Origin of the sequence: Evtepia gabavorous (genome assembly GCF_003425665.1) — a bacterium.
In the GTDB taxonomy this organism is placed as follows: Bacteria; Bacillota; Clostridia; order Oscillospirales; family Oscillospiraceae; genus Evtepia; species Evtepia gabavorous.
On sequence record NZ_QQRQ01000029.1, the window covers coordinates 1 to 23,995 of the forward strand.

A 23,995-nucleotide genomic window follows, 5' to 3' on the forward strand; every position below is an offset into this window, starting at 1 on the left:
CCCCGGAAAAAGCAGGGCCGCCGGCCCGACGACCGTCGGTAAGCCCGGTCCCGCCGCCGTGCCACACACCATTCACCTGGACGCAGCGCCTCTGCGCGCAAGGAGGTTATTATGGAGCAAAACATCACTACCCTGCAACAATGGATCGACGAGAGTGACAACATCGTCTTTTTCGGCGGGGCCGGGGTCTCCACGGAAAGCGGAATCCCCGACTTCCGCAGTGTGGACGGCCTGTATCACCAGTCCTACGCCTATCCCCCGGAGACCATTCTCAGTCACTCCTTCTTTGCCCAAAACCCCGGGGAATTCTACCGGTTTTATCGGGAAAAAATGCTCATCCAGGGGGCGCAGCCCAACGCCGCCCACCGGAAACTGGCGGAGTTGGAACAGGCGGGAAAGCTCAAGGCCGTGGTCACCCAAAACATCGACGGTCTCCATCAGGCTGCCGGAAGCAAGGTGGTCTATGAGCTGCATGGCTCCACCCTGCGCAATTACTGCACCCGCTGCAAGAAAAAATATCCCGTCTCTTTTCTGCTGGAAACCACCGGCATTCCCCGGTGCACTGAGCCCAACTGCGGCGCCATCGTCCGCCCCGATGTGGTGCTCTATGAGGAGGGACTGGACCCCGATGTGATTTCCGGGGCGGTGAATGCCATCCGCAAGGCTGACATGCTCATCATCGGGGGAACCTCCCTGGTGGTCTATCCCGCCGCGGGACTAATTAACTATTATACAGGAAATAAGCTGGTGCTCATCAACAAAGGCCAGACCAGCGCGGACACCATGGCCAACCTGACCATCAACGCCCCCATTGGTGAGGTTTTCTCCCAGATCACCGTGGGTCTCTGAGTCCCCGGCAGCGTTCCCCCAAAGGGAGGTTTTTTCCGCGATGGACATTGAACTCAATATTTTGCAAAACTGGATACAGGAAAGCGACAACATTGTCTTTATCTCCGGCGCCGATCTCTCTGCGGAGGCAGGCTTTCCCGACTATCGAATCATGACGCAGGCGGACTGGGCACGGTACAAATACGCCCCCGACGAAATTCTCCGCCTGACCTTTCTCCAGCGCAACCCCTTTTACTTCTACCGGTACTACCGGGAAAAAATCCTGGCCCCTGTGCTCACCGCCCAGCCCAGCCCGGCCCATGAGGCCCTGGCCCATCTGGAGCAGGCCGGCAAACTCCGGGCCATTTTGACGGTAAACATCGACGGAATCCATCAGGAGGCGGGCAGCCGGGAGGTATTGGAGCTTCACGGCTCTGTGATGCGCAGTTGGTGCGCCAAGTGTGAAAAGTTTCTGGACTTTTTCTACATCGCCGACAGCCCCACCCACATCCCTTACTGCAATGTGGATATGTGCGGGGACTATGTGCGCCCGGCCATTGTTCTAAAAGAGGAACCCTATGATCTGGCCCTGTTGGAAAAGGCCTTGGACTATGTCCGGGCCGCCGACGTGCTCATCATCGACGGGTCCGCTCTAAAAGAGTTTCCCGTCCCCAACCTGATGCAGGCCTACCAGAGACACAAGCTGGTCCTGGTCAACACCGCCCCCCTGGTCTTTGACGCCCGGGCGGGCATCGTCATCCGCAATCATTCTTTTACTGATATTTTTCAGCAGATCCATTGGACCCGGTAGCGCCCCGCAGGGCCGCCGGCCCAAGAAACCCCACCGCTTGAAGAGGAGGAATCCCCCTTGGAACAGAGGATAGAACATGACACCATGGGTGAAGTCGCGGTTCCCGCGGACAAACTCTGGGGCGCCCAGACCCAGCGGAGCTTTGAAAACTTTCCCATTGGAGAGGAGAAGATGCCCCCTGACCTGATCCACGCCTTTGGCGTCTTGAAGGAGGCCTGCGCCGCCGCCAACCACCGCCTGGGCACCCTGGACACACGCCGGTACCAGCTGATTCAGTCCGCCTGCCAGGCCATCCGGGCCGGGGAGCTGGCAGAACAGTTTCCCCTGTCTGTCTGGCAGACAGGCAGCGGCACCCAGACCAACATGAACTGCAACGAGGTCATCGCCCACGTGGGCAACGCCCAGGCTGGGGAGACGCTGCTCCATCCCAACGACCATGTCAATCTGTCTCAGAGCTCCAACGACACCTTCCCCTCCGCTCTGCATATCGCGGCGGTCACCGCCCTGCATACCCGGCTGGAGCCCGCCTTGACCGAGATGCTGCTCTGTCTACAGCGCCTGGAGACAGACAACCAGACCGTGGTCAAAACCGGCCGCACCCATCTTCAGGACGCGGTGCCCATCACCTTCGGCCAGGAAATCAGCGGCTGGCGGTCCATGCTGGAGCACGCCCGGGACATGATCCGCGCCTCACTGGCAGGCCTGTATGAGCTGGCCTTGGGGGGAACCGCTGTGGGGACGGGGCTCAACGCCCCGCCGGGCTTTGACGCTGCGGCGGCAGAAGAGGTGGCCCGGCTGACCGGCCTGCCCTTCCGCCCAGCCCCCAACAAATTCCACGCCTTGTCCGCCCGGGACGGGCTGGTATTTTCCCACGGCGCTTTGAAGGCCCTGGCCGCCGATCTCATGAAGCTCGCCAACGACGTGCGCTGGCTGGCCTCCGGCCCCCGGTGCGGCCTGGGGGAAATTTTCATCCCGGAAAACGAGCCCGGCTCCTCCATCATGCCCGGCAAGGTCAACCCCACCCAGTGCGAGGCCCTGACCATGGTGGCGGTGCAGGTCATGGGCAACGACACCGTGATGGGCGTGGCCGCCTCCCAGGGCAACTTTGAACTGAACGTCTATCTGCCGGTGATGGGATACAACTACCTCCAGTCCGTCCGGCTCCTGTCGGACGCCATGCGTTCCTTCACCCGGCGGTGCCTGTCCGGCCTGACCCCCAACCGGGAGAAAATGGCGGAAAACCTTCACCGCTCCCTGATGACCGTCACCGCGCTGACCCCTCTGGTGGGGTATGAAAACGGGGCCAAAATTGCCAAGCTGGCCCACCAGGAAGACCTCTCCCTGAAGGAGGCCGCCGTCCGCCTGGGGCTGTTCACCCCCGAGGCCTTTGAGGCGGCCTTCCACCCGGAGACCATGATTTGACCTTGATTTTAAGACAGAAAGGACCGTACCCCCATGGACATCCGCGCTGCATCGTTGGCTCTGCACTACCGCCTCCAGGGCAAGCTGGAGATGGTCTCCCGCTGCCCCATCCAGACCCAGGAGGACCTCTCCCTGGCCTACACCCCCGGTGTGGCCGCCCCCTGCCTGGAGATTCAAAAGGACCCTGCCCTCTCCTTCCAGCTCACCCGCCGGCGGAACCTGGTGGCGGTGATCACCGATGGCTCTGCGGTGCTGGGCCTGGGAGATATCGGTCCTCTGGCGGGCATGCCCGTTATGGAAGGGAAATGCGTTCTGTTCAAGGAGTTTGCCGGGGTGGACGCGGTTCCCCTCTGTGTGGACACCCAGGACGTAGAAGAGATGGTCCAAACCATCGCCCTGATCTCCAAAAGCTTTGGCGGCATCAACCTGGAGGACATCGCCGCCCCCCGCTGCTTTGAGGTGGAGCGCCGCTTAAAGGAGCGGTGTGACATCCCCGTCTTTCACGACGACCAGCACGGCACCGCCGTGGTCATCACCGCCGCCCTCACCAACGCCCTGAAGGTGGTGGGGAAGAAGAAAGAACAGGTCAAGGTGGTCCTGAACGGCATCGGCGCCGCCGGGGGCGCCGCCGCCAAGCTGCTGCTGGACCTGGGGTATTCCAACCTCATCCTATGTGACAAGGATGGGATTCTCTGCGCCGGGGACCCCACCCTGCTCCCCCACCACGCGGAACTGGCCGCCCGCACCAACCAGGCAGGACAGCGGGGCACCCTGGCGGACGCCTTGGTGGGCGCTGATGTCTTCATCGGCGTCTCCCGGCCGGGCCTGGTCACCGGGGAGATGGTGGAGTCCATGGCCAAGGACCCCATTCTCCTGGCCATGGCCAACCCGGTGCCCGAGATCATGCCGGACATTGCCCTGGCCCACGGCGCCGCCGTGGTGGGCACAGGACGGTCGGACTTTCCCAACCAGATCAACAACGTGCTGGTCTTTCCCGGCCTGTTCAAAGGCGCGCTGTCCTGCGGCGCGGTACAGATCACCGAGGGGATGAAGCACGCCGCCGCCCGGGCTCTGGCGGACTTGGTCCCCCCGGAGCAGCTCTCCCCCACCTGCATTCTTCCCTCCCCCCTCAACCGGGCCGCAGCGGAGGCCGTGGCCCACGCCGTCGCGGAGGAAGCCCGGTGCACCGGGCATGCCCGGTTTTAATTGGAAAACGGAAAACCGGCGAACCAGAGTTTTTGGTTCGCCGGTTTTTGTTCTCTATTTTCTCTCCCCCTGTCTGTCACTTCACCACGGTCTCACACAGCCGCATGAGAATGGTGGCCACCTGGGCGCGGGTGGCGCTGCCCTGGGGATTCAGGGTGGTGTCCGTCACCCCGGTGATGAGCTTCTGGGCATTGGCCCAGGCCAAAGCGTCCTTGGCGTAGCCGCTGATGGAGGCGGCGTCGGTGTAGCCCGACAGGTCCGCCTTCTGGCTCACGTCATAGCCCTTGTAAGCGGCATACCGGTACAGGATCGCCGCCATCTGCTCCCGGGTGATGGGGCTGTTGGGGGCGAAGGTGGTGGCGCTGGTGCCGTTGACAATATCATTGGCCGCTGCCCAGGCAACGGCATCGGCATACCAGGCGCCGTTCTCCACGTCGGTGAAGGCGCTGCCGCCGGACACCGCGGGCTCGTTCTCCAGCCGGTAGAGGATGGTGACAATCATCCCACGGGTGGTGGTGGAGGCAGGGGCAAACCGGTCCGCCGACACGCCGGTCATCATACCCTTGTCGTAGACATACTGGACTGCCTCATAGAACCAATCGCCGCTCTTCACATCGGTGAAGGGCAGGGTGGGTGTCACGGCGTTCTCGGTCCACTTGGCGTACACCGTGGTGTTGCCGTTCAGCTTCACGGAGGTGACCTTCTGGGTCAGGGCCTCGTCGCTGTACCAGCCGGCAAAGGTGTAGCCCTCCCGGGTGGGTACATACTGCTCCAGGTCCACGGTGGTCCCCTTCTCCTTGGTCACCTTGGCAATGGCGGAGCCGCCGTTGGTGTCAAAGCTCAGGGTGTACTTGGTGGTGACGGAACCGCCGCCTCCGCCAGAAGAGCTGTTTTTCGAGAATGTCGCAGTGACGGTACAGTTTTTTGTCACATTCTTGACTGTGTAGGTCCCCTCCGCCTTTCGCTCCACAATTGCTCCGCCATCAACAGTCACACTGGAGATGGAATATCCGCTGTTGGCAATGACGGTGAAGTCCTGGCTACCGTTCTCGGCGACAGCCACCTTGCCGCTGGGATTGATGGTGCCGCCTTCACTGGCAGTTGTGGTGATAGTGTAGCCAGCTACCGGGTCTGCTGTGCCGTCCCCAACATAGGCTCCCCCGGAAGAAACGCTCTCCTTTTCGGCCGTTTTGCCCTTATAGTTCAAGGAAACTCCCAACGCGCCATTTTCTCCCGAGCCTTTATTATCCACGATCTTAACAGGGAACGAACCACTTTTATTCGGTTCACTGCCGTTCTTCGTGGTCACACCAAGGGCAATATCACTTTGATTTCCGCTCCCGCTAAAGGTACACCCTTCAATAGTCAGAGATTTGATGCTGGCTTGTGCGCCTGTGATATCATTGGGGTTTGTTCCGTCATCTTTACCACGAGCACACACTTTGATAGCGGACAAGACGAGTGGACCGCGTTCAAAAGTACTGTTGGTAATGGAGATTTCGGCGTTCTGAACAGCGACCAAATTTAGATCAACTATATAGCCAAAAGCGCCGCCTCCTGTAAATTTGCAGCCATCAATCTTCAGTTCTTTTGCATTGGTCAGATACAGGCATTGCTTTATGTAATTCTGGACTTCGCAGTTGTTCATGGTCAGGATCAGGCCACTGACAACATCTTTATTTTGCTCCCCAGAATTAACAGCAAAATTTTTGACTTTTTTGTTGCTATTTTCGCCCGCTCCGCTTCCGTCTAACTTCAAGTTATTCAGCGTGAGGGTCGTGTTGGTCTGGTTAGCATTTTCACCCGAATCTACCGCACAGCTGATGGTGCCGTACAAGGTCTTGTTGTTACCATTGATGGTGAGGGTGCTTCCTGCGGAGAGTTTAATATCTTCTCTTACGTCCTGCTGCAGGGTAACTTCGCCCCCGCTTTCAATGGCGGCATCTAGTGCGGTCTTCAAGGAGATATAGCCATCCTCTCCCACCTTGGCCACAAAGTCAGCATCGGTTCCCAGGTCGCCCTTTTCGGTCTTTGTGGCAGTTTCATTTGCGGAAAGTTCAACGGAAGGAATGGCTTCCTCGTTCGCCGCCAGATAAGCGAGTTCCACTTTAACATCAGACGCTGCTTCTCCCTCTCCGGCTTTTACATTGGAGATGGTCACCGGGAATGCGCCCGTAGAGGGAGCGGCAGCGCCATCTGTCCCCTTTCCCTGGCTACCCAACTGAATGATAGCATTGGTGCCAGAGAAGGTACAGCCGGAGATATTGACACTCTTAATGCTGGCAGCCGGAGTATCAGCACTGTCTGGCAGTTTCACATCGGTAGCCACATCATCCGCGCCGTTGCGCTGGTTCAGTTTCAGGGCATTCTTCGTATAGTTTCCAGTAAAGGTGGAGTTGGTGATGGACACCACAGAATTCTGAATACCGCACAGGTTCCAGTTGATACCGTATTTCAGCCTGCTCGTACCAGTATCGAACTTGCAGTTGTCAATCGTCAGGGACTGGCAGTTGGGCAGGTACATAAACGACGAGTTTCTCTGATCATTCGCCGTATTGCCATAGAACTCACACCACTCCAGGGTTAGGTGCAGTTTGGGGGGCTTGGCCCTGCTTTGCGTGTTCGTCAGGGCAAACGTGTCATACTGTGCTGAATTGTCTGCAAGGGTATCAGCATCGGTATTCTTAGTGCCGAAGATAATGGGGTTCCCCTCTGTTCCCTGGATGGTCAAGTAAACATCTTCGCCGTTCTTGTCATTCTCTTTCACTGCGGCGTTGTACTCCTCCACAGTGGTGAAGGGGTTGTCCTTGGTACCCTTCGCAGACTCCGTTGTGCCCTGATTTCCCTCCACAGATGCAGAATCATCGTTCGTGGTGGGCTCTTGAGGGGTTGCCGGTTCTGTACTCGCCACTGGCTCATTTTCCGTAGAAGCAGGCTCCGCCGCAAATGCAACCGGGGCCAGGGTCAGCAGCATGCACAGGCACAGGAATCCGGACAAAAGTCGTTTCTTCATTGGTTTGTTTTCCTTCCTTTCTGATTTTATTTGGGGTTCGCGGGTGTAAAAAGCAGAGCAATCACCCCCACATTTTCAAAAAGTGTACTTTTTCAGGCAAAAAATAATTGCCCCATTTCCCCCAAAAATCTTGCAAAAAAGGAAAAATGCATGTATTATTTTAATAGGTACTTTTCCTATAAAGTAATTTGAAAAAGTACACCTTTTCAAATTCTCTTTCTCTCCCCGTACGGATGAAATTTCCTTCCTCCTGCGGGAGTTTTTTTTTCAGAACACGTTCCCTGCCCTGCAAAAGCACAAAGAAGCCCCCGCCGGGTGGCGGGGGCTTCTTTAGGGCGTCTGTATCTTCAAACTCAGCTTCAACAAATAGGACCGCGGGTCCTCTGAGGCAATGTCATTCACCAGGTCCTCCTCATACAGGTCTCCGTCGATGGCATACCCCTGCGCCAGCACCCAGTCCCGAAGCCGGCGGCAGGCGCCATATTCGGAGGCATAGGAGCCCTGGTGGTAGAGAACCGCATACGTCCCAGCTGGGCGGACCCGGAGGGGCCAGCCAGTGGTTCCCGGGGGGACCAGACAGTAATAGTAGTCCTCCATAAAATCCCCTCTCTCCAGGCTTTCCCGGCAGATGATGTCCCCCGGGGCCTGGGAGGGGCTGCCGTTTTCCCGGGCCCAGGTAATCAGCTGCCGCACATGGAGGAGGTAAACCGCCTCCTCAAATTTTGCATGTGCAAAATCCGGCGCCTCCACCACCGCACAGTGGGCCTCCGGAAAGGTCTCCAGCCGAATCTCCCCCGGCCGGACGGTCTGGGCCAGCGCCATTTTGTCCTTGGCGTTGTGCAGGAAGGCCCCCATACGGGCCAGGCGCCGGCGCTCCGCCTCCCAGTCCGCCTCCTTTTCCCGCAGCAGGTCCATCAGGGCCTCCGGGCTCCGGCGGGTCAGGTACGACCGGATCTCCGCCAGAGGGGTCCCCAGACGGCGGAGGGTGGCAATGAGGTCATAGGTGGGAATCTGCCGGGCGGAATAGTAGCGATAGCCATTCTCCCCCACCCATTGGGGCTTGAGCAGACCAATGTGGTCATAGTGGAGCAGGGTGTCCTTCTTCACCCCACACAGGGCGGCAAATTCCGCCGTTTTGAACCGGTGTTTCTCCATTTTGCAGCCTCCTGAAAAAAAAAGGAAGAACCCCCTTGACTCTGGGGTTACTCCATAGTTTATCCTTAGTATAGCAAACAGAAATCCCGTCCGCAAGGACCGAACTTTGATTTGAGGTGAATTCGCTTGTCTACCCCGCGTCATTCCTGGAAAACCTTTCTACACTATGTCATTCCGTCCGTGTCCGCCATGGTGCTTTTCTCGGCCTATACCATCGTGGACGGTATCTTTGTCTCCAAGGGCGTGGGCGAGTTGGCCCTGGCCGGCGTCAACATCGCCCTTCCGTTTATCAACGTCCTGTCCGGTACGGCCATCCTGCTCTCCATGGGCACCTCCACCCTGTGCGCCTTCGCCCTGGGGCATGGGGACCATGAGAAAGCGGAAAAAATCTTCACCCAGACGGTGGTGGCCATCGTGGCCATCTCCGCGGTGATTACCGTGGCGGTCTCCCTGTTCTCGGAACCGCTGGCCGTTCTGTTGGGGGCCGGTCCCCAGACGGTGGGCTACTCCGCCCAGTACCTGCACATGGTCTGCCTGTTCTCCGTCTGCTTCATCCTCTCCTACTGTCTGGAGGTCATGGTGAAGGTGGACGGCGCGCCTCAGCTGGCCATGTTCGGCGTGGGCATCAGCTTTCTCATCAACGTGGGCCTGGACTACCTGTTTATCATGGTCTTCCACTGGGGCGTCTGGGGCGCCGCGCTGGCCACAGGGCTGGCCCAGCTGGGCAGTTTGATCTTCTTTTTAATCTATTTCCTGTCGGGAAAATCCAACCTGCGCTTCCGCCGGTTCCGGTTTCGTCTGAAAGACTTCCGGCGGATTCTCCCCCTGGGGATCGCGGACTGCTCCATTGAGCTGATGCTGGGCTTCTTAACCCTTCTGTACAACCACGTGATCACCCAGCTGCTGGGAGAGAGCAGCCTGCCCATTTTCGCGGTGATCGCCTACCTGAGCCTGGTGGTCTCCATGGTGATGCAGGGCATCGCCCAGGGTATGATGCCCCTGGTCAGCCTGGCCGTGGGAGAAAATGACCGGCCCTCCATCCGCGTCTATCTCCGAAAGGCCCTTCTCTCCGTCCTGGTGATCGGCGTGTTGGTGGAGCTGTTCTGCCAGGCCGCCCCCGGCACCATCGTCTCCCTGCTGCTGAGCGGAGACAGCGCCCTCTTTGACGAGACCGTCTCCGCCCTGCGTCAATACGCCCTGTCCTATCTGCCTGCGGGCCTCACCATTGTCCTGGCCGGCTACTTCGCCGCCTTGGGCAAGGCCGGCGCCTCCGCCCTGCTCTCCCTGGGCCGCGGGTTCCTCCTGCTGCCGGCCGCCCTCATGGTCCTCTACCTCCTGGGCGCCAGCGCCATGATCTGGACCGCCGCCCTCATTGGAGAATTGCTGAGCCTGGGCCTGGGCCTCTTCCTTCTGCGGCGGAACGAAGCTGCAGCCAAAAAGGAACTGGACACTTAAAGACAGCGTCCCATAAAAACGCAGCAAAATGTGCGAAGGAACCGGCGTGTACAATCACGCCGGTTCCTTCGCATTGGAGAATTTCCTTCCGGTTTCCCGCAGCACACGAATGGTCCCAAGTGTCAGTACCAGTCATGCTTTTCCTTCCTGTCCAACGTCGCGATCCGCTCCATCTCCCTCTCTGTCAGCGCAAAGTCAAAAAGGGAGAGATTCTCCCGGAGATGCTCTGGATCACTGGAGCCAGGAATCACCACCACACCCTTTTGCAGATTCCACCGGAGAATCACCTGCGCCACCGTTTTCCCATGGGATGCGGCAATTTCCTTGCACACCGGATTATTCAGCAGAGCCCCGGTGAAGCCCCGTCCCCCCAGAGGATACCATCCCTGCACAACAATCCCCCTTTTCTGAATGTGCTCCACCACAGGGCGATCCTGATAGAAGGGATGGATTTCATTTTGAATCAGTGCCGGCTTCATGGATACCTTTGGCAGGAAAGCATCCATCTCGCGGATATAATAACAGGAAATCCCAGCTGTTCGTACCTTTCCCTCCCGGATCGCTTGCTCAATGGCTTGGTATGCCGTCACATCATCGGATGCGGGATGGTGCAGGAGCATCATGTCAATATATCCAATATCCAGCTTGCTCAGTGCCTCATCTATCGCCTGTTCCGCGTGGCTGTACTGGTTCGGATACAGCTTTGTTTGCACAAAGATTTCTGAACGGGAAACCCCGGATTGCCGGACCCCTTCCCCCACTTCACGTTCATTTCCATAAAATGAAGCCGTGTCTATGAGACGATATCCACTTTGAACTGCTTGATACACCGCATTGACGCAGGCATCTCCGTGCAGAGCATAGGTTCCAAGTCCCACCACAGGAAGCATGTGCCCACTGTTCAGTCTGACCACCGGAGCCGTGCCGTTTTTACCGTTTTTGAGATCAATAATCATGGTTTTCCCTCTTCTTTCCCTGCTGATCTACTCCATTTTACCTATCCTCCCGTTCCAACGCCAAACACACCGGTTTCTGCTCCGTTGGAAGCCCACCAAGAGAACCACGTATGATTGGTTTCAGCGATAGGATTTCTCAAAGATGTCCGCGCACTCCTCGTCTGTCATTTCACAGGGATTGGCCAGGAATAAGCCGCCCATTGTTTCTCTCGCATTGACTGCCAGCCTCATGGACTCGTCTGGAGCAAACCCATAATCGCTCATTCGCAGATCGTCCACCCCACAATCCTTCTGAAGCTTTACCAATGCTGTGATGAAGTCCTCCGGCTTGTCCGCCTCTGGGATTCCCATCGCACGGGCCATTTTGATAAACTGGCCATCGCAGGCGTGTTTCTCAATAAAAAATTCCGAAAATGCCTTGGATATCATAATCAGCCCCGCGCCGTGAGGCAGATTAGGATGGTATGCACTCATGGCATGCTCCATGGCGTGCTGCGCGGTGGTGCTGGTAAGCTGCATGGCAATGCCGGCAATGGTGCTTCCGTAGGCCACGTGTTCCCGGGCCTCCAGATCCTCCCCATTCTTTACCGCAAGAGGCAGATATTTTGCAATCCTTTCGATTGCAGAAAGGGCAATGGTTTCGCTGATAATGTTCACACCGTTGGAGATCATAACCTCCGTGTTATGGAAAAGCGCGTCAAACCCTTGGTAGGCCGTATATTGGGGCGGAACAGTTTTCATCAGTTCCGGATCAACAATGGAAAGAACCGGAACCAGCCCCGGAGCCCCAAACCCAATTTTCTCGTGCGTATCCAAATTCGAGATAACACCCCAACAGTTGATCTCAGAACCTGTGCCGGACGAAGTGGGAATTGTCACAATGGGAAGTCCTGGATTCACCAGGGGCTTTCCTTTTCCGGTTCCGCCGCTTACATAGTCCCACAGATCACCGGGATTTGTCGCCATTGCGGCAATCGCTTTGGACGCATCCAGGACCGCACCACCGCCAAGCGCAAGGATAAAATCACAGCCCTGTTCCCTTGCAAAGGCAGCGCCTTCCATAACCACCTCTTTCCGCGGATTCTCCATAATTTTACGAAACACTGTATATGCAACGCCGGCCTCTGTGAGCTGTTGGGTTACGCAGTCAAAGGAACCGTTGACCTTCGTAGAGTTTCCATTGGAGAGTAGTAGCAAGGCTTTCCTCCCCGGCATCTTCTGCCTTCCAAGTTCCATACGTGTCCCACGCCCAAAAATCAAATTTGTAGGATTATTGAAGTGAAATGCCATGTGCATCATAAATTCCTCCCAAAGTTCTCCTTTTCTCATGCTGTGGAGCAGATACTCCAGGCAGTCCTGTTTTGCCTTACATGAACCCCATCTAAAAAATGATGTTCTACGCAAAGAAAGCCGCTGGAATTGTGCCTGCGCGCGCCTGCTTGCTGCTGTTTCAGATATTTTTGTGCTTCCTCAGCGCCCGGCTTGCCAGCTGAGAACATTCGTTACCTTCTCCGGTATCTCCTTCCCTCCCCCACCGTTTGGGGGCTTTTTCATTATAACTTTGCCCTAACGAAATAGCAAATACCTAAAATAAACACATTCATTTGCTTTACGGGCATATCATAACATGTTATACTCGTACACACACAAAGGAGGTGGCACCATGGAACTCAGGGTACTTCGTTACTTTATGACAATTGCCCGAGAAGGCAGCATCACAAGCGCCGCAAATGTTCTCCATGTCACACAGCCAACGCTTTCCCGGCAGATCCGCGATTTGGAAAATGAACTGGGCCAGAAGTTATTCATCCGTGGAAGTCATCATATGACCTTAACCGCGGAAGGTATGGTTTTGCGGAAGCGTGCGGAAGAAATCCTCTCTATGGTCGATAAAACAGAAGCAGAATTTCACGCGATGGAAAGTACGGTCAGCGGAGATATTTATATCGGCAGCGGAGAAACCCAGGCGATTCAGCATATTGCAGAAATTGCAAAGGAGATACGGGAAGACCATCCCGGCATCCATTATCATCTGTACAGCGGAAACGCGGAAGACGTAACCGAACGTTTGGACAAAGGATTGCTGGACTTTGGCATCCTAATTCAGCCAGCAGACATCTCCAAATATGACTACATCAACATTCCTGCCAAAGACACCTGGGGTGTCATTGTGCGGCGTGACAGCCCCTTCGCAGAAAAAACGTCCATCCGAAAAGAGGATCTGCTGCACGTCCCCTTAATCTGTTCCCGGCAGGCCATTTCCAAGAGCCGGCAAAATAATGAGTTTACAGCCTGGTTCGGTGAAGATTTTGAGAAACTGGATATTGTGACCACTTTCAACTTGGTTTATAATGCTGCCATTATGGTTGCGTCAGGGCTGGGTTGTGCCGTCACGATTGATAAAATAGCCAATACCACAGAAAGCAGCAATCTCTGTTTTCGACCGCTGGAACCTCGACTTCACTCTGGGTTAAATATCATCTGGAAAAAACATCAGATTTTCTCCTCCGCAGCAGAAGTATTCTTAGAGAAACTTCGTGAAAATTTTGGTAGCCCCTCTCTCTGATCCCTTGCCTGCCAAGGGGAATGTCATATGTCCCCGTGATTGCCACAGCCGCGTGTTTTATAGACGCAGAAACTCTGAACCGTGCAGAAGAAAAACGCTCTGTAAATGGATATCCATTCACAGAGCGTTTTCTCATTCTGCCTTCTCTTACTCAAACATCCCCGCTGACGCGGGGATGTTTGGCCGTTCTATCAAGACAGTCCCTTTATTTGAGCTGTTTGCGCATGTAATACCGGTCAAATCCCTTTTCCTGGACCCGGTCATAGATCACATAGCCTCGTTGGCGGTAAATTTCCAGGGTCCGCTGATACTTGACATGGGTATAGAGACGGCATTCCGTTTTACCCCGGGCACGGAGGAAGGCCTCGCAATGGTCCATGAGTCTTCTCCCCACGCCGGTCCCCTTGGGCCAGGCGGCCAAAACATCCATCCACATGACCTCCCCATCTCCATCCTTGATGAGAAGGTAGCCCAGAATGATCTCCCCCTGGGCCGCCACAAACAGGAAATGCTCCTTCCTTGCCTGGCAGTAGTCCTCCAGCATAGGGCCCGGCGTCTGGCCGATGAGAGGAATATAGTCCTTGAACGCGGCCACGCAGCAGGCGCAGACCCCGGGAATGTCCGCCAAAGCAGCCCGTCGAATTTCCATGGCTTTCTTCCCCCCCTGTCCGTGCAGACCCTTTACAGGTCGCAGGCCACCAGGTCCGCAAAGGTCTGCCGGCGGACCGCCAGCCGGGCCTTGCCCCCCCGGACCATCACCAGCGCCGGGCGGCAGAGACGGTTGTAGTTGGAGGCCATGGTAAAGTTGTAGGCCCCTGTGGTGAGTACCGCCAAAAGGTCATCCCGCGCCGGCTGCGGCAGAGAGACCTTCTCCTGAATCAGGTCCCCGCTCTCGCAACACCGCCCGGCCACAGTGCACAGAAAATCTCTTGTCTCCCCCATCCGGCTGGCCGGGAGGACCGTGTAAGGGGCCTGGTAAAGGGCATAGCGGGGGTTGTCCGTCATGCCGCCGTTGACGGTGACATAACTCCGGTACCCCGCAATGGTCTTGACCCCTCCCACCCGGTAGAGGGTGAGGCCGGCATTGGCCACGATGCTTCGTCCGGGCTCCAAAAGGACCCGGGGCATCGGGTAGCCCTTGGTCTCACAGCCCCGGCGCAGATGGTCTGCCAGGGCCCGGATATTGCCGGGGATATCCACCGTAGGGTCGCTCTCCCGATACCGCACTCCAAAGCCGCCCCCCAGGTTCAGGGTTCGGGCCACAAAGCCATGGGCCTGGCGCATGGCGTGGGCAAAGTCCAGCAAAATGTCCACCGCGTCGCAAAAGGGCGCCGCCTCAAAGATCTGAGAGCCGATGTGGCTGTGGAACCCCTCCACCTGCAGATGGGGCCGGGACAGGGCGTCCGCCACAAACTGGGCCGCCTGGCCGGTCTCAATGGGAACCCCGAACTGGCAGTCGATCCGTCCGGTGTTGATGGCCTGGAGGGTGTGGGGGTCAATCCCGGGGGTTACCCGCAGCAGGACCCGCTGCCGGTGACTCCGGGCGCCGGCGGCCTGCTCCAGGCGCTCCAGCTCCTGGTGATTGTCCACGATGAAGCACCCCACCCCGCAGTCCAGGGCATACGCAATGTCCTCATCGGTCTTGTTGTTCCCGTGGAAATAGAGTTTCTCCGCGGGAAATCCCCCCGCCAGGGCCGTGTAAATCTCCCCGGGGGAGACCACATCCGCCCCCATGCCCTCTTCTTCCAGCACAGGGTAGAGGCCCTTGAAGCAGAGGGCCTTTCCGGCAAACAGGGGCAGGGAGCCCCCAGGCATCCATTCCGCCATCGCCTGGCGGTAGGTCCGGCAGTTGGCCCGGACCTGGTCCTCATCCAACACATACAGCGGGGCGCCAAACTCCTCCGCCAGGGCCACCGTATCCAGGCCGCCCACTGTCAGATGTCCCTGGTCGTTGACCCCCAGGTTGTCATATAGCATCGTCATTTCCTTCTCTCTCCGTTCACGGTCCCAGCAGGTCCTCCATGTGATACAGCCCCGCCGGCTGCCCCTGGAGAAAATCCGCCGCAGCCAGGGCCCCCTCCGCGAAAAGCGCCCGGTCATGGGCCTGGTGTTTTAAGGTAATGGTCTGGTTGTCGGTGGCAAAAATTACCTCGTGCTCCCCCACCACATTGCCCATGCGCAGGGAATGAATCCCGATCTCATTGGGCTGGCGGGGATGGTGCCCCGCGCGGCCAAAGACATACGCCGCGTCAGGCCGCCGGGCCTTCACCGCATCCGCCAGCAGAAGGGCGGTGCCACTGGGGGCGTCAGCCTTTCGGTTGTGGTGGGCCTCCACAATCTCCACGTCACAGCCGCCGAAAATGGCTGCGGCCTGGCCCACCAGACGGGCCAGCAGGGCCACGCCGATGGACATGTTGTAGGACTGAAAGACCGGGATCGTCCGGGCCCCTTCCTGAATCCGCTGAAACTCTTCCGGCGTATACCCTGTCGTGGCCGCCACCAGGGGTAGGCCCCGTTGGACACAGTAGGCCATGAGTTCCTCCACCCCTTCGTGGTTGGAGAAATCAATCACCACGTCGGCGGGCCCTGTGTAGTCTGCCAGACGGGCATAGCAGCCGTCCTGGCCGGAACGGTCCACCGCGGCGGCCAGCCGGTGTCCGTCCTCCTGCAGCAGGCGGCAGACCTCCTGGCCCATGCGGCCTCGGGCGCCGTTTACAATGATGTCCATGGTCTCCTCCTCTCTCAAACCGGGAGCCCCAGCTCCCGCATCCGCTGGAGCATCCCCTGATAGTGGTCTTCCTCCATGGGCACCAAGGGGAGGCGGAGGTAGTTGTCGCAATACCCCAGGGCAGCCATAGCTGCCTTGACGGGAATGGGGTTGCTCTCACAGAACAGAGCACGGATCAGGGGCATGTATCTGCACTGGAGCTGGGCCGCCCCGGCCACATCTCCGGCGAAAAACCGCTGGGTAATGGCCACCGTCTCCGCTGGGATCACGTTGGACAGCACGGAAATGCAGCCGGCGCCCCCCATGGACAGGATGGGGACAATCTGGTCGTCATTGCCAGAGTAAATGTCCAGCCGGTCCCCCACCAGGGAGAAGGTCTCCACAATTTTAGAGATGTCGCTGTTGGCCTCCTTGATGGCGGCGATGTTGGGATGCTCCGCCAGCTTGACATAGGTGGCCGGTTCAATGCCAATGCCCGTGCGGGAAGGGACATTGTAGAGGATCACCGGCTTGGTGCTGGCATCGGCAATGGTGTTGTACATGGTCACCAGGCCCCGCTGGGTGGTCTTGTTGTAATAGGGCGTGACCACCAGGACCGCGTCGGCCCCGTCGGCACAGGCGCTTTTGGTGAGCTCCACCGCATAGTCGGTCTCGTTGGAGCCCGTGCCGGCAATAACCGGCACCCGTCCATTCACCCGCTCACAGGCAAAGGCAATGGCCCGGCGGTGCTCCGCGTCGGTCAGGGTGGAGCTCTCCCCCGTGGTGCCGCAGATGACCAGGGCGTTGATCCCCTGCTGAATCTGCCAGTCAATCAGTCTGCCAAAGCGGTCATAGTCGATCCCGGTGGGGGTGGTGGGGGTGATCAGTGCGGTGGCAATGCCGCGGAAGATGGGATGGTTCTGTTTCATGATAGGTTCCTCCTGCATATTGAAATGTCCTGCCCGATCTCCCTGCGGCCCAAAAAAGCAACAAAAAAATCAAGCAAGCTATGCGGGGATAGCTGCTTGATAACATAAGGCAGACCGCTGACGGTCGTCAGAGGTCTTGATATCAAGGATAGCCCTCCGCAAATTTACCATTTGCGACAGTCGGGTAACTCTTAGTTCACCCGCCCAGTTCGGCCCTCTTTGCAGCGAAGACCGCCTTCGGCGTCCACCCCTTTCCCCGGCCCTGCCCTGCAAGGCATTGGCACCGGGTACTCTTGATGCAACGCGCCTCTATCTCTGGTTTGTCTTATGGTATGTGATTTCTCCCGGTTTGTCAAGAGGAAATCCCTGTTTTTTTCCACAAAATCTCCCGCGCTTCTCACCATAATCACAAATTTCGTGACAAAAAAACCATCTTATGATACAATAAAGCCGCTCATTTTTTGTAGTATGCGACGACACAGGAGGTGTTTCCCATGGATCAATTTTCGAAGGACTTTGGCGGCCTGCACTCCCCCGACGATTTCGACCTGCTCTCCCTGGGCCTGGTTCCCGGCCAGGAGGAGCAGGCAGAGACAGCGGACCAGGACGAGCCGCGGATCAACCCCCTCCACGATATGGACAGTCTGGAGTTCCTCCTCTGGGTGGAGCAGGAGGCGGAGCGGGAGATGGCCCGCCGCAAAGGACAGGCGGCGGAACCCGCCCCGGCGCAATCCCCAGAAAAAACCGGCACGGTCTAAACAGGCCGTGCCGGTTTCTCTTTCTTCTTCGTGATGACTATTATAGCCTCTTCACAAACAGTGCCCGGATGGCGTTGAGCACCGCGAGAATCATAACCCCCACGTCGGCAAATATGGCCAGCCACATGTTGGCGATACCCAGGGCGCCCAGGATCAGGCACAGCCCCTTGATGCCCAGGGCAAAGGCAATGTTCTCATAGACAATCCGCAGGCACTTGCGGGAGATGCGGATGGCCTTGGCGATCTTCATGGGGTCGTCGTCCATCAGAACCACATCGGCGGCCTCAATGGCCGCGTCCGACCCCATGGCCCCCATGGCAATGCCGATATCCGCCCGGGAGAGAACCGGGGCGTCGTTGATGCCATCCCCCACAAAGGCCAGCTTCTTTTTTGCCGGCTTCTGCTGCAGCATCTCCTCCACCTTGGCCACCTTGTCCCCGGGCAGCAGTTCGCTATACACCTGGTCCACTCCAAGCTCCTCCGCCACCTGCTGGGCCACCGTGCGGACATCCCCGGTGAGCATGACCGTCTTTTCCACCCCCGCTCCGCGCAGGGCTTCCATCGCCGCCTTGGCGGTGGGCTTTACCACATCCGCAATCAGAATATGTCCGGCGTACGCCCCGTCCACCGCCAGGTGAATCACCGTCCCCACCTGATGGCAGGGCACAGCCGCAATTCCCAGGCGCGCCATGAGCTTGTCGTTGCCCGCGGCCACCGAGATTCCGTCCACCTTGGCCAAAACCCCGTGGCCGGAAATCTCTTGCACCTCCGTGACCCGGCTCCGGTCCAGTTCCTTGCCATAGGCCTTCTGCAGGCTCTTGCTGATGGGATGGGAGGAGGCGCTCTCCGCCAGCGCAGCATACTCCAAAAGCTTGCGCTCCTCCATGGCGGCGTGGTGAATCCCCACCACTTCAAAGACCCCCTGGGTCAGGGTCCCGGTTTTGTCAAAGACCACATAGCCGGTCTGGGACAGGGTCTCCAAATAGTTGGACCCTTTGACCAGCACGCCGGCCTTGCTGGCCCCCCCAATGCCCGCGAAAAAGCTCAGAGGAATGCTGATGACCAGGGCGCAGGGGCAGCTGATGACCAGGAAGGTCAGGGCCCGGTAAATCCAGTCCCCCCATGCGGGGGCCAGCCCCAGGCCCAGCATCCGCACCAAGGGCGGCAGAACGGCCAGGGCCAAGGCACTGTAACACACCGCCGGGGTGTAGACCCGGGCAAACTTGGCAATGAAATCCTCAGACCGGGACTTCCGGGAGCTGGCGTTCTCCACCAGGTCCAAAATCTTGGAGACCGTGGACTCCCCAAACTCCTTGGTGGTCCGAATGGTCAGCAGGCCTGTCAGGTTGACGCAGCCGCTGATGATCTCATCCCCCTCCCGGACGTCCCGGGGCAGGCTCTCTCCGGTGAGGGCACTGGTGTTCAGGGTGGAGACTCCCTCCACCACCACGCCGTCAAGGGGAACCTTCTCCCCCGGCTGCACCAGGATCTCCGTTCCAATCTCCACCTCGTCCGGGTCTACCTGGATTACTCTGCCGTCCCGCTCCACGTTGGCGTAATCAGGGCGAATGTCCATCAGCTCGCTGATGTTCCGGCGGCTCTTCCCCACAGCATAGCTCTGGAACCACTCGCCAACCTGATAGAAGAGCATAACCGCAATGGCCTCGGTGTAGTCCCCGCTCTTTTCATACAGGGCCAGGGCAATGGCCCCTACTGTGGCCACCGCCATGAGAAAGCTCTCGTCAAAGACCTGGCGGTTGCGAATCCCCTTCCCCGCCTTGAGGAGGATATCATACCCGATCACCAGGTAGGGCACCAAATAGGCCAGAAAGCGCACCACACCGGTGAGGGGTAAAAACTGAAACAGAATCAGCAGCGCGGCTGCCGCCAAGATGCGGGAAAGCATCACCCTTTGTTTTTTATTCATGCTTACACACTCCTTTTCCCTCTTCTGTTCCATCGCCCTCCCGCCGTGTGGACCAGCGGGAGGGCGATGACAGTCTGGATGGGAGGCTTACAGGAAGACTTCGCAGTCGTCCTCCACCTTCTTGCAGTTGTCCCGGACCGCAGTCATCACCGATTTGGGGTCCTGCCCCTCTTCAAACTCCACATGCATCTTCAGCGTCATAAAGTTCACCACAGCGGATTTGACGCCAGGGGTTTTGTTGGCGGCATCCTCCATCTTGTTGGCGCAGTTGGCACAGTCCACATCAATCTTGTAGGTCTTTTTCATCTTTGTTTCTCCTTTCCAGAAATGCTCTGCATCATATATTTGAGCATTTGTTCAACTGTTATGTCCACATCATAGCACCCTTTTGAGAAATGTCAACGGCTTTCCCGCTTCTCCTCCCGTTTGGAGCGAAAGGATTTCCAAATGGAGCAAAGGGCTCCGGTCCTATTGTATGGTCTGCCCCATTTGTGATAGAATAGCCCAAAGATTTCAAAAAGGAGGCCATGGCCATGCATGCGGATTGGATTCAATCCATAGAACGCCAGCTGGCGGAGGTGCCCCCGGGCTGTCTGCTGGAGTCCCCCGTCTCTCAGGTGCCCAGGCTCCACCGCCCCGGGCCCCACTGGGCCGGCCGTGGACGGGTGGAAACCTTTTCCCTGTTTCCCGGCCTCACCCTCTCCCATCTGTGTTTCCAAAGCGAGACCTTTTCTCACCGGCATGCCGCCCTGGACTCCGGCCTGGAAATCACCCACTGCCGCCGGGGGCGGGTGGGCTGGGAGATGAAGGAGGGGCTCACCCTCTATCTGGGCCCCGGGGATCTCTCCCTGCACCCCATGGACTGCTGCGCCCACTCCACCCTCCGCTTTCCCCTGGGATACTACGAGGGCTTCTCCATCTCCCTGAACCCGGACACCCTGTCCCAGGCTTTGCCGCCCGCCTTGGCCCTGGGCGGCGTCTCCCCCCAGGAAATTCTGCGGCGGTTTTGTCCCCAGGGCCACCCCATGTCTCTCCCCGCGCAGACCGCGCTGGACCATATTTTCTCTCCGCTCTACGATCTGCCGGAGGCCCTCCGCCTGCCTTACTACACGTTGAAAGTGCAGGAGCTGCTCCTCTATCTCTCCCAGCAGGCCCCCGCCGGGGAACGGGCCTCCAACCAGTATCTCTCCCAACAGGTGGAAATCATCCGCGCCATTCACGACCAGCTGATGGCCCATCCCAACCAACGGACCACCATCGAAGCCCTGGCTAAGGAGTATCACCTGAACACCTCCACCTTGAAAGCGGTCTTCAAAGCGGTCTATGGCCAGCCCATCGCCTCTCACATGAAGCACCACCGCATGCAGGAGGCCGCCCGCCTGCTGCGGGAGACCGACCTGAGCATCGGCGACATTGCCCAACAGGTGGGATATGAAAATCAGAGCAAGTTTTCCAACGTCTTTCGGGACATCTTTCAGGTGCTCCCCACTGAGTACCGGCGGCAGCAATCCCGTGACAGTAAGACAGAGGGACGTCTTTGAGAAAGACGTCCCTCTTGTTTTTTATTCCCTACTTCGTTTCCCGCCGCCGGGCATACAGAAAGGATGCAGCTGTGGGAATCAGCACCAGAACCAAAATCACAACGAACTGGAGCGCGGGCAGCCGCAGGAAAGTCAGCGCCAGAATCACCAGGCCGCCGATGGTCCAGACCTTGCCCGCCAGCCGATGGGTATAGGCCCAGTTGTCCTCGTCAGCCAGGGTCCAGGGCAGGCGAATGCCCACGGTATAGGTCTGTTTGCACTTGGGCAGGTAGTTGCCCACCACCAAGAACATCAGGCCCAGGAACAGACCTCCCACCAGGTTAATGTCCACCGGCAGCGCCAGGGCCTTGGCATAGGTCATAGTCCCGCAGAACAGCGAGACCAGAGGGCAAATCCACAGCAGTAGTCCGAAGGGTTTGGCCGCAATATTCTTCCCCTTGGGATCGGCCATAGTCACCACCAGCAGCAACACCTGGAGCGCCGCCATAAGCAGAGGCAGCCCAAAGACAACAAAGGCCTTGCCGGCGTAGTTGTCCGCCTGCCCGTTCAGTCCAAAATGAATCGGGACCTGGTCCGGCAGCTGATTCCACAAGAACAGTCCCAACCCCATGGGCAGTAGAATCACAAGCAGGGACAGAATCAGCATTCCCTTTCTCTCCCGAATGAGATTATTCATCCTCTTTTCCTCCCTTCAGTTCCGAAAACCAAATCATAATCTCCTCTAACACAGAAGTGTTGAGCTCATAAAAAATGTATTTTCCCTCCCGCTGATCTCGAATCAGATCCGCCTCCTTCAATACAGACAGATGCCGGGAAATGGCGGCGGCAGTGATGGAAAACGCCTGGGTAATCTCTCCCGCAGACTTCTTGCCGTGTTTCAGCAGGTTTAAAATCTCCCGCCGTGTGGGGTCCGCCAGGGCCCGCAGGGTAGCTTGGATCCCCATGTAATCCTCCTTTCTTTTCGCAAACAATTAACATTTAACTTAATTGTTAATCGAATGATACCTCTGATTCCTCCTTTTGTCAAGTAGAATCCTCGGTGTTTTCCTCCAAATGGCCCCCGTTTTTTTCTTCTAATTGCAGCAAAAACACCACCGTCTCCCCGATTGGGAACACGGTGGTGTTTTTTCAGAAGGTCAGTGCAGGTAGTTCAGCGGGTCAATGGCCACGCCGTACTCCCGCATGGAAAAGTGGAGATGACTGGCGTCCGCGCTTTCCGAGACCGCCGTGGTGCCCACGGTGCCGATCACCGTGCCCGCCTCCACTTCCGTGCCCGGCTGGACGTTCACGGACTCGGCCAGGTTGGAGTAAACGCTCTCCATTCCCTTGCCGTGGTCCACGGTGACGGTGACGCCCATCATGTCGTCGGTACTCACGTCAGTGACCGTCCCCTTGGCGCAGGCGGCCACAGGGGTCCCCAGCTCGGCGGCAATGTCCAGGCCGTCATGGGTCCGCCAGTCTCCCATGGTGGCGTCGTAGGCAAAGACCTCCAAGCTGAAATCCCGATCCACGTTGCCCTCAATGGGCCAGACGTAGGCCGAAGAAGCGGCTGCCTCCTCATCGGGGGTGGTCTTCTCCTGGCCAGCGGTGTCCTGTTTGGACTCCGCCGATTTCTCCTCCTCCGTGGCAGAGGCGGCGGCACCGTCCTGGGCGGGCGGCGTGGTCTCCTCGGTTTGTTGCCCCGGATTCTGGTCCCCTTCCAGCTCCGCCTGTCCGCTGACCACGGAGCTGGGTTCCGACCCGAATCCCTCCGGCTCGGCAAAGAGCCCGCTGAACAAATAATAGCCCGAAATTCCAATTGCGGCGATGCAGAGGAACAGGACTATGTAGAAGCCCTTGCCCTCCATGAAATCGCCCAGCTTGTGCTGAGTAGGTTTTTGTTTCATAAAGAAACCCTCCATGCGCTGTACGTGAATTCTCGAAGCCTTTCTCTTTGGAAAGGTTGTCTCCGAAGCCTATTCTTGACAGCTGGAGGGATTCTTATACGCTTTTTTCAAAAATTTGTCTCACCGAGAACTGCCGCGGAGGGGGGCCCGTTCTCCCTTGCCTCTCCTCTACACGCCGGTTAGGTCAAACGCAGGGATATATTCCGCCCGGGCGGCCTCCTCTCCCTGGAAGAAACCGTCCAGAGACAGGTTTTCCAGATAGGCCATGGCAGCCCTTGCCTCACGCTTCCGCAGCCGCCGGTCCAAGGGGGGAAATTCCGCCGCCCGGCCCCAGGGGATGTACTGACTCATCAGGGAAAAGAGCACGGTGTGGGGCGGGAAGGTCGCCCGCACCCAGTCCATCACTTCCTTGGCCTGGTTCAGCCGTCCCGGCAGAAGCAGGTGCCGGATGACCACCCCCCTTTGCAGGATGCCCTCCTGGTCCAGGACGTAGGGGCCCGTCTGACGGACCATCTCCTGGATGGCAGCCCGGGCGACCTGGGGATAGTCCGCCGCCCCCGCCCAGCACTGGGCATCCCGGGCATCGGGATATTTATAGTCCGGCAGATAGATGTCAACGGTTCCCTCCAGCGCCCGGAGGGTCTCCACCCGGTCATAGCCCCCGCTGTTCCAAACCACGGGGACGGGCAGCGGTTGGGAGAGGGCCTCCGCCACCACGTGAGCATAGTGGGTGGGATTGACCAAATCAATGTTATGGGCCCCGGCGTCAATCAGCGCCCAAAAGATCTCCCGCAGCCGTTCCACAGAGATTTCTCTGCCAAAGTCCCGCTGGCTG

Annotated in this window: 22 protein-coding genes and 1 riboswitch; of the genes, 8 read left to right on the forward strand and 14 right to left on the reverse strand. The window is 58.1% G+C overall.

The window, feature by feature from the left end:
* The first annotated feature begins 111 nt into the window (after nt 1-111).
* From DV520_RS10825 to DV520_RS10840, 4 genes are read left to right on the forward strand one after another with little or no spacing between them, the layout of a single operon-like run.
* Nucleotides 112-849 (forward strand): NAD-dependent protein deacylase, encoded by a 738-nt coding sequence (locus DV520_RS10825; RefSeq protein WP_117142796.1) that lies wholly within the window; start codon nt 112-114, stop codon nt 847-849.
* 40 nt (nt 850-889) lie between these two features.
* Nucleotides 890-1,639 (forward strand): SIR2 family NAD-dependent protein deacylase, encoded by a 750-nt coding sequence (locus DV520_RS10830; protein ID WP_021919315.1) that lies wholly within the window; start codon nt 890-892, stop codon nt 1,637-1,639.
* A gap of 57 nt (nt 1,640-1,696) precedes the next feature.
* On the forward strand, nt 1,697-3,061 hold the full coding sequence (gene fumC / locus DV520_RS10835) for a class II fumarate hydratase (RefSeq protein WP_021919316.1): 1,365 nt from the start codon (nt 1,697-1,699) through the stop codon (nt 3,059-3,061).
* A 33-nt stretch (nt 3,062-3,094) separates the two neighbouring features.
* Complete coding sequence (locus DV520_RS10840; protein ID WP_117142798.1) at nt 3,095-4,267, forward strand: NAD(P)-dependent malic enzyme; 1,173 nt, start codon at nt 3,095-3,097, stop codon at nt 4,265-4,267.
* A 76-nt stretch (nt 4,268-4,343) separates the two neighbouring features.
* Here the strand turns inward: DV520_RS10840 and DV520_RS10845 are convergent, their stop codons facing one another.
* Together DV520_RS10845 and DV520_RS10850 are read right to left on the reverse strand one after the other, a co-directional pair.
* Nucleotides 4,344-7,280: an S-layer homology domain-containing protein gene (locus DV520_RS10845; protein WP_117142800.1), complete on the reverse strand. Its 2,937-nt coding sequence runs from the start codon at nt 7,278-7,280 to the stop codon at nt 4,344-4,346.
* A gap of 330 nt (nt 7,281-7,610) precedes the next feature.
* Nucleotides 7,611-8,435, reverse strand: a complete 825-nt coding sequence (locus tag DV520_RS10850) for a MerR family transcriptional regulator (RefSeq protein ID WP_165850097.1) — start codon at nt 8,433-8,435, stop codon at nt 7,611-7,613.
* A gap of 126 nt (nt 8,436-8,561) precedes the next feature.
* On the opposite strand from DV520_RS10850, the gene DV520_RS10855 reads away from it, so the two are divergent.
* Nucleotides 8,562-9,890 (forward strand): MATE family efflux transporter, encoded by a 1,329-nt coding sequence (locus DV520_RS10855; RefSeq protein WP_133308863.1) that lies wholly within the window; start codon nt 8,562-8,564, stop codon nt 9,888-9,890.
* Nucleotides 9,891-10,012: 122 nt separating this feature from the next.
* Here DV520_RS10855 and DV520_RS10860 read toward each other — a convergent pair whose 3' ends face one another.
* A complete protein-coding gene (locus DV520_RS10860; RefSeq protein WP_117142806.1) occupies nt 10,013-10,846 on the reverse strand; it encodes an aldo/keto reductase in 834 nt (277 codons plus the stop codon).
* Between the two features lie 120 nt (nt 10,847-10,966).
* The gene (locus DV520_RS10865) at nt 10,967-12,136 is read right to left on the reverse strand and encodes an iron-containing alcohol dehydrogenase (protein WP_333819316.1); all 1,170 of its coding nucleotides are present in this window, start codon (nt 12,134-12,136) and stop codon (nt 10,967-10,969) included.
* A gap of 373 nt (nt 12,137-12,509) precedes the next feature.
* Between DV520_RS10865 and DV520_RS10870 the strand changes: the two genes are divergently transcribed.
* Nucleotides 12,510-13,412, forward strand: coding sequence for a LysR family transcriptional regulator (locus DV520_RS10870; RefSeq protein WP_021918930.1), 903 nt, complete (start codon nt 12,510-12,512; stop codon nt 13,410-13,412).
* Between the two features lie 205 nt (nt 13,413-13,617).
* Here the strand turns inward: DV520_RS10870 and DV520_RS10875 are convergent, their stop codons facing one another.
* Genes DV520_RS10875 through dapA form a run of 4 tightly spaced genes read right to left on the reverse strand, consistent with a single transcriptional unit; the run spans nt 13,618 to nt 17,048 of the window.
* A complete protein-coding gene (locus DV520_RS10875) occupies nt 13,618-14,061 on the reverse strand; it encodes a GNAT family N-acetyltransferase (RefSeq protein WP_021918931.1) in 444 nt (147 codons plus the stop codon).
* A 32-nt stretch (nt 14,062-14,093) separates the two neighbouring features.
* Complete coding sequence (lysA, locus tag DV520_RS10880) at nt 14,094-15,395, reverse strand: diaminopimelate decarboxylase (protein ID WP_242984694.1); 1,302 nt, start codon at nt 15,393-15,395, stop codon at nt 14,094-14,096.
* Between the two features lie 16 nt (nt 15,396-15,411).
* Entirely contained in the window at nt 15,412-16,140 is a 729-nt protein-coding gene (gene dapB / locus DV520_RS10885) for a 4-hydroxy-tetrahydrodipicolinate reductase (RefSeq protein ID WP_117142812.1), read from the reverse strand.
* Between the two features lie 14 nt (nt 16,141-16,154).
* Complete coding sequence (gene dapA / locus DV520_RS10890; protein WP_021918934.1) at nt 16,155-17,048, reverse strand: 4-hydroxy-tetrahydrodipicolinate synthase; 894 nt, start codon at nt 17,046-17,048, stop codon at nt 16,155-16,157.
* Nucleotides 17,049-17,189: 141 nt separating this feature from the next.
* Nucleotides 17,190-17,368, reverse strand: a riboswitch (Lysine riboswitch).
* 174 nt (nt 17,369-17,542) lie between these two features.
* Here dapA and DV520_RS10895 point away from each other — a divergent pair.
* Complete coding sequence (locus tag DV520_RS10895; RefSeq protein WP_117142814.1) at nt 17,543-17,806, forward strand: hypothetical protein; 264 nt, start codon at nt 17,543-17,545, stop codon at nt 17,804-17,806.
* A gap of 40 nt (nt 17,807-17,846) precedes the next feature.
* On the opposite strand, the gene DV520_RS10900 is transcribed toward DV520_RS10895, so the two are convergent.
* Both DV520_RS10900 and DV520_RS10905 read right to left on the reverse strand, forming a co-directional pair.
* Nucleotides 17,847-19,733 (reverse strand): heavy metal translocating P-type ATPase, encoded by a 1,887-nt coding sequence (locus DV520_RS10900; RefSeq protein WP_117142816.1) that lies wholly within the window; start codon nt 19,731-19,733, stop codon nt 17,847-17,849.
* A gap of 87 nt (nt 19,734-19,820) precedes the next feature.
* Nucleotides 19,821-20,039, reverse strand: coding sequence for a cation transporter (locus tag DV520_RS10905; protein ID WP_117142818.1), 219 nt, complete (start codon nt 20,037-20,039; stop codon nt 19,821-19,823).
* Between the two features lie 227 nt (nt 20,040-20,266).
* Between DV520_RS10905 and DV520_RS10910 the strand changes: the two genes are divergently transcribed.
* Nucleotides 20,267-21,274, forward strand: a complete 1,008-nt coding sequence (locus DV520_RS10910) for a helix-turn-helix transcriptional regulator (protein WP_165850098.1) — start codon at nt 20,267-20,269, stop codon at nt 21,272-21,274.
* A 28-nt stretch (nt 21,275-21,302) separates the two neighbouring features.
* Here DV520_RS10910 and DV520_RS10915 read toward each other — a convergent pair whose 3' ends face one another.
* From DV520_RS10915 to DV520_RS12350, 4 genes are all read right to left on the reverse strand, one after another.
* Entirely contained in the window at nt 21,303-21,950 is a 648-nt protein-coding gene (locus DV520_RS10915; protein ID WP_117142822.1) for an SdpI family protein, read from the reverse strand.
* Nucleotides 21,943-22,218: an autorepressor SdpR family transcription factor gene (locus DV520_RS10920; protein ID WP_021918940.1), complete on the reverse strand. Its 276-nt coding sequence runs from the start codon at nt 22,216-22,218 to the stop codon at nt 21,943-21,945. Before DV520_RS10920 ends, DV520_RS10915 begins: the two co-directional genes overlap by 8 nt.
* A gap of 192 nt (nt 22,219-22,410) precedes the next feature.
* Nucleotides 22,411-23,160, reverse strand: coding sequence for a M23 family metallopeptidase (locus tag DV520_RS10925; RefSeq protein WP_117142824.1), 750 nt, complete (start codon nt 23,158-23,160; stop codon nt 22,411-22,413).
* A 168-nt stretch (nt 23,161-23,328) separates the two neighbouring features.
* Nucleotides 23,329-23,995: radical SAM protein (locus DV520_RS12350; RefSeq protein WP_117142826.1), on the reverse strand; the 667-nt coding region annotated here is incomplete at its 5' end.

Excerpts from the sequence above, each read along its gene's own strand:
- DV520_RS10825 (WP_117142796.1), top strand. The coding sequence starts at position 112 with ATGGAGCAAAACATCACTACCCTGCAACAATGGATCGACGAGAGTGAC.
- DV520_RS10830 (WP_021919315.1), top strand. The coding sequence starts at position 890 with ATGGACATTGAACTCAATATTTTGCAAAACTGGATACAGGAAAGCGAC.
- DV520_RS10840 (WP_117142798.1), top strand. The coding sequence starts at position 3,095 with ATGGACATCCGCGCTGCATCGTTGGCTCTGCACTACCGCCTCCAGGGC.
- DV520_RS10845 (WP_117142800.1), bottom strand. The coding sequence starts at position 7,280 with ATGAAGAAACGACTTTTGTCCGGATTCCTGTGCCTGTGCATGCTGCTG.
- DV520_RS10850 (WP_165850097.1), bottom strand. The coding sequence starts at position 8,435 with ATGGAGAAACACCGGTTCAAAACGGCGGAATTTGCCGCCCTGTGTGGG.
- DV520_RS10860 (WP_117142806.1), bottom strand. The coding sequence starts at position 10,846 with ATGATTATTGATCTCAAAAACGGTAAAAACGGCACGGCTCCGGTGGTC.
- DV520_RS10865 (WP_333819316.1), bottom strand. The coding sequence starts at position 12,136 with ATGGCATTTCACTTCAATAATCCTACAAATTTGATTTTTGGGCGTGGG.
- DV520_RS10870 (WP_021918930.1), top strand. The coding sequence starts at position 12,510 with ATGGAACTCAGGGTACTTCGTTACTTTATGACAATTGCCCGAGAAGGC.
- DV520_RS10875 (WP_021918931.1), bottom strand. The coding sequence starts at position 14,061 with ATGGAAATTCGACGGGCTGCTTTGGCGGACATTCCCGGGGTCTGCGCC.
- lysA (WP_242984694.1), bottom strand. The coding sequence starts at position 15,395 with ATGACGATGCTATATGACAACCTGGGGGTCAACGACCAGGGACATCTG.
- dapB (WP_117142812.1), bottom strand. The coding sequence starts at position 16,140 with ATGGACATCATTGTAAACGGCGCCCGAGGCCGCATGGGCCAGGAGGTC.
- dapA (WP_021918934.1), bottom strand. The coding sequence starts at position 17,048 with ATGAAACAGAACCATCCCATCTTCCGCGGCATTGCCACCGCACTGATC.
- DV520_RS10895 (WP_117142814.1), top strand. The coding sequence starts at position 17,543 with ATGGATCAATTTTCGAAGGACTTTGGCGGCCTGCACTCCCCCGACGAT.
- DV520_RS10900 (WP_117142816.1), bottom strand. The coding sequence starts at position 19,733 with ATGAATAAAAAACAAAGGGTGATGCTTTCCCGCATCTTGGCGGCAGCC.
- DV520_RS10905 (WP_117142818.1), bottom strand. The coding sequence starts at position 20,039 with ATGAAAAAGACCTACAAGATTGATGTGGACTGTGCCAACTGCGCCAAC.
- DV520_RS10910 (WP_165850098.1), top strand. The coding sequence starts at position 20,267 with ATGCATGCGGATTGGATTCAATCCATAGAACGCCAGCTGGCGGAGGTG.
- DV520_RS10915 (WP_117142822.1), bottom strand. The coding sequence starts at position 21,950 with ATGAATAATCTCATTCGGGAGAGAAAGGGAATGCTGATTCTGTCCCTG.
- DV520_RS10920 (WP_021918940.1), bottom strand. The coding sequence starts at position 22,218 with ATGGGGATCCAAGCTACCCTGCGGGCCCTGGCGGACCCCACACGGCGG.
- DV520_RS10925 (WP_117142824.1), bottom strand. The coding sequence starts at position 23,160 with ATGAAACAAAAACCTACTCAGCACAAGCTGGGCGATTTCATGGAGGGC.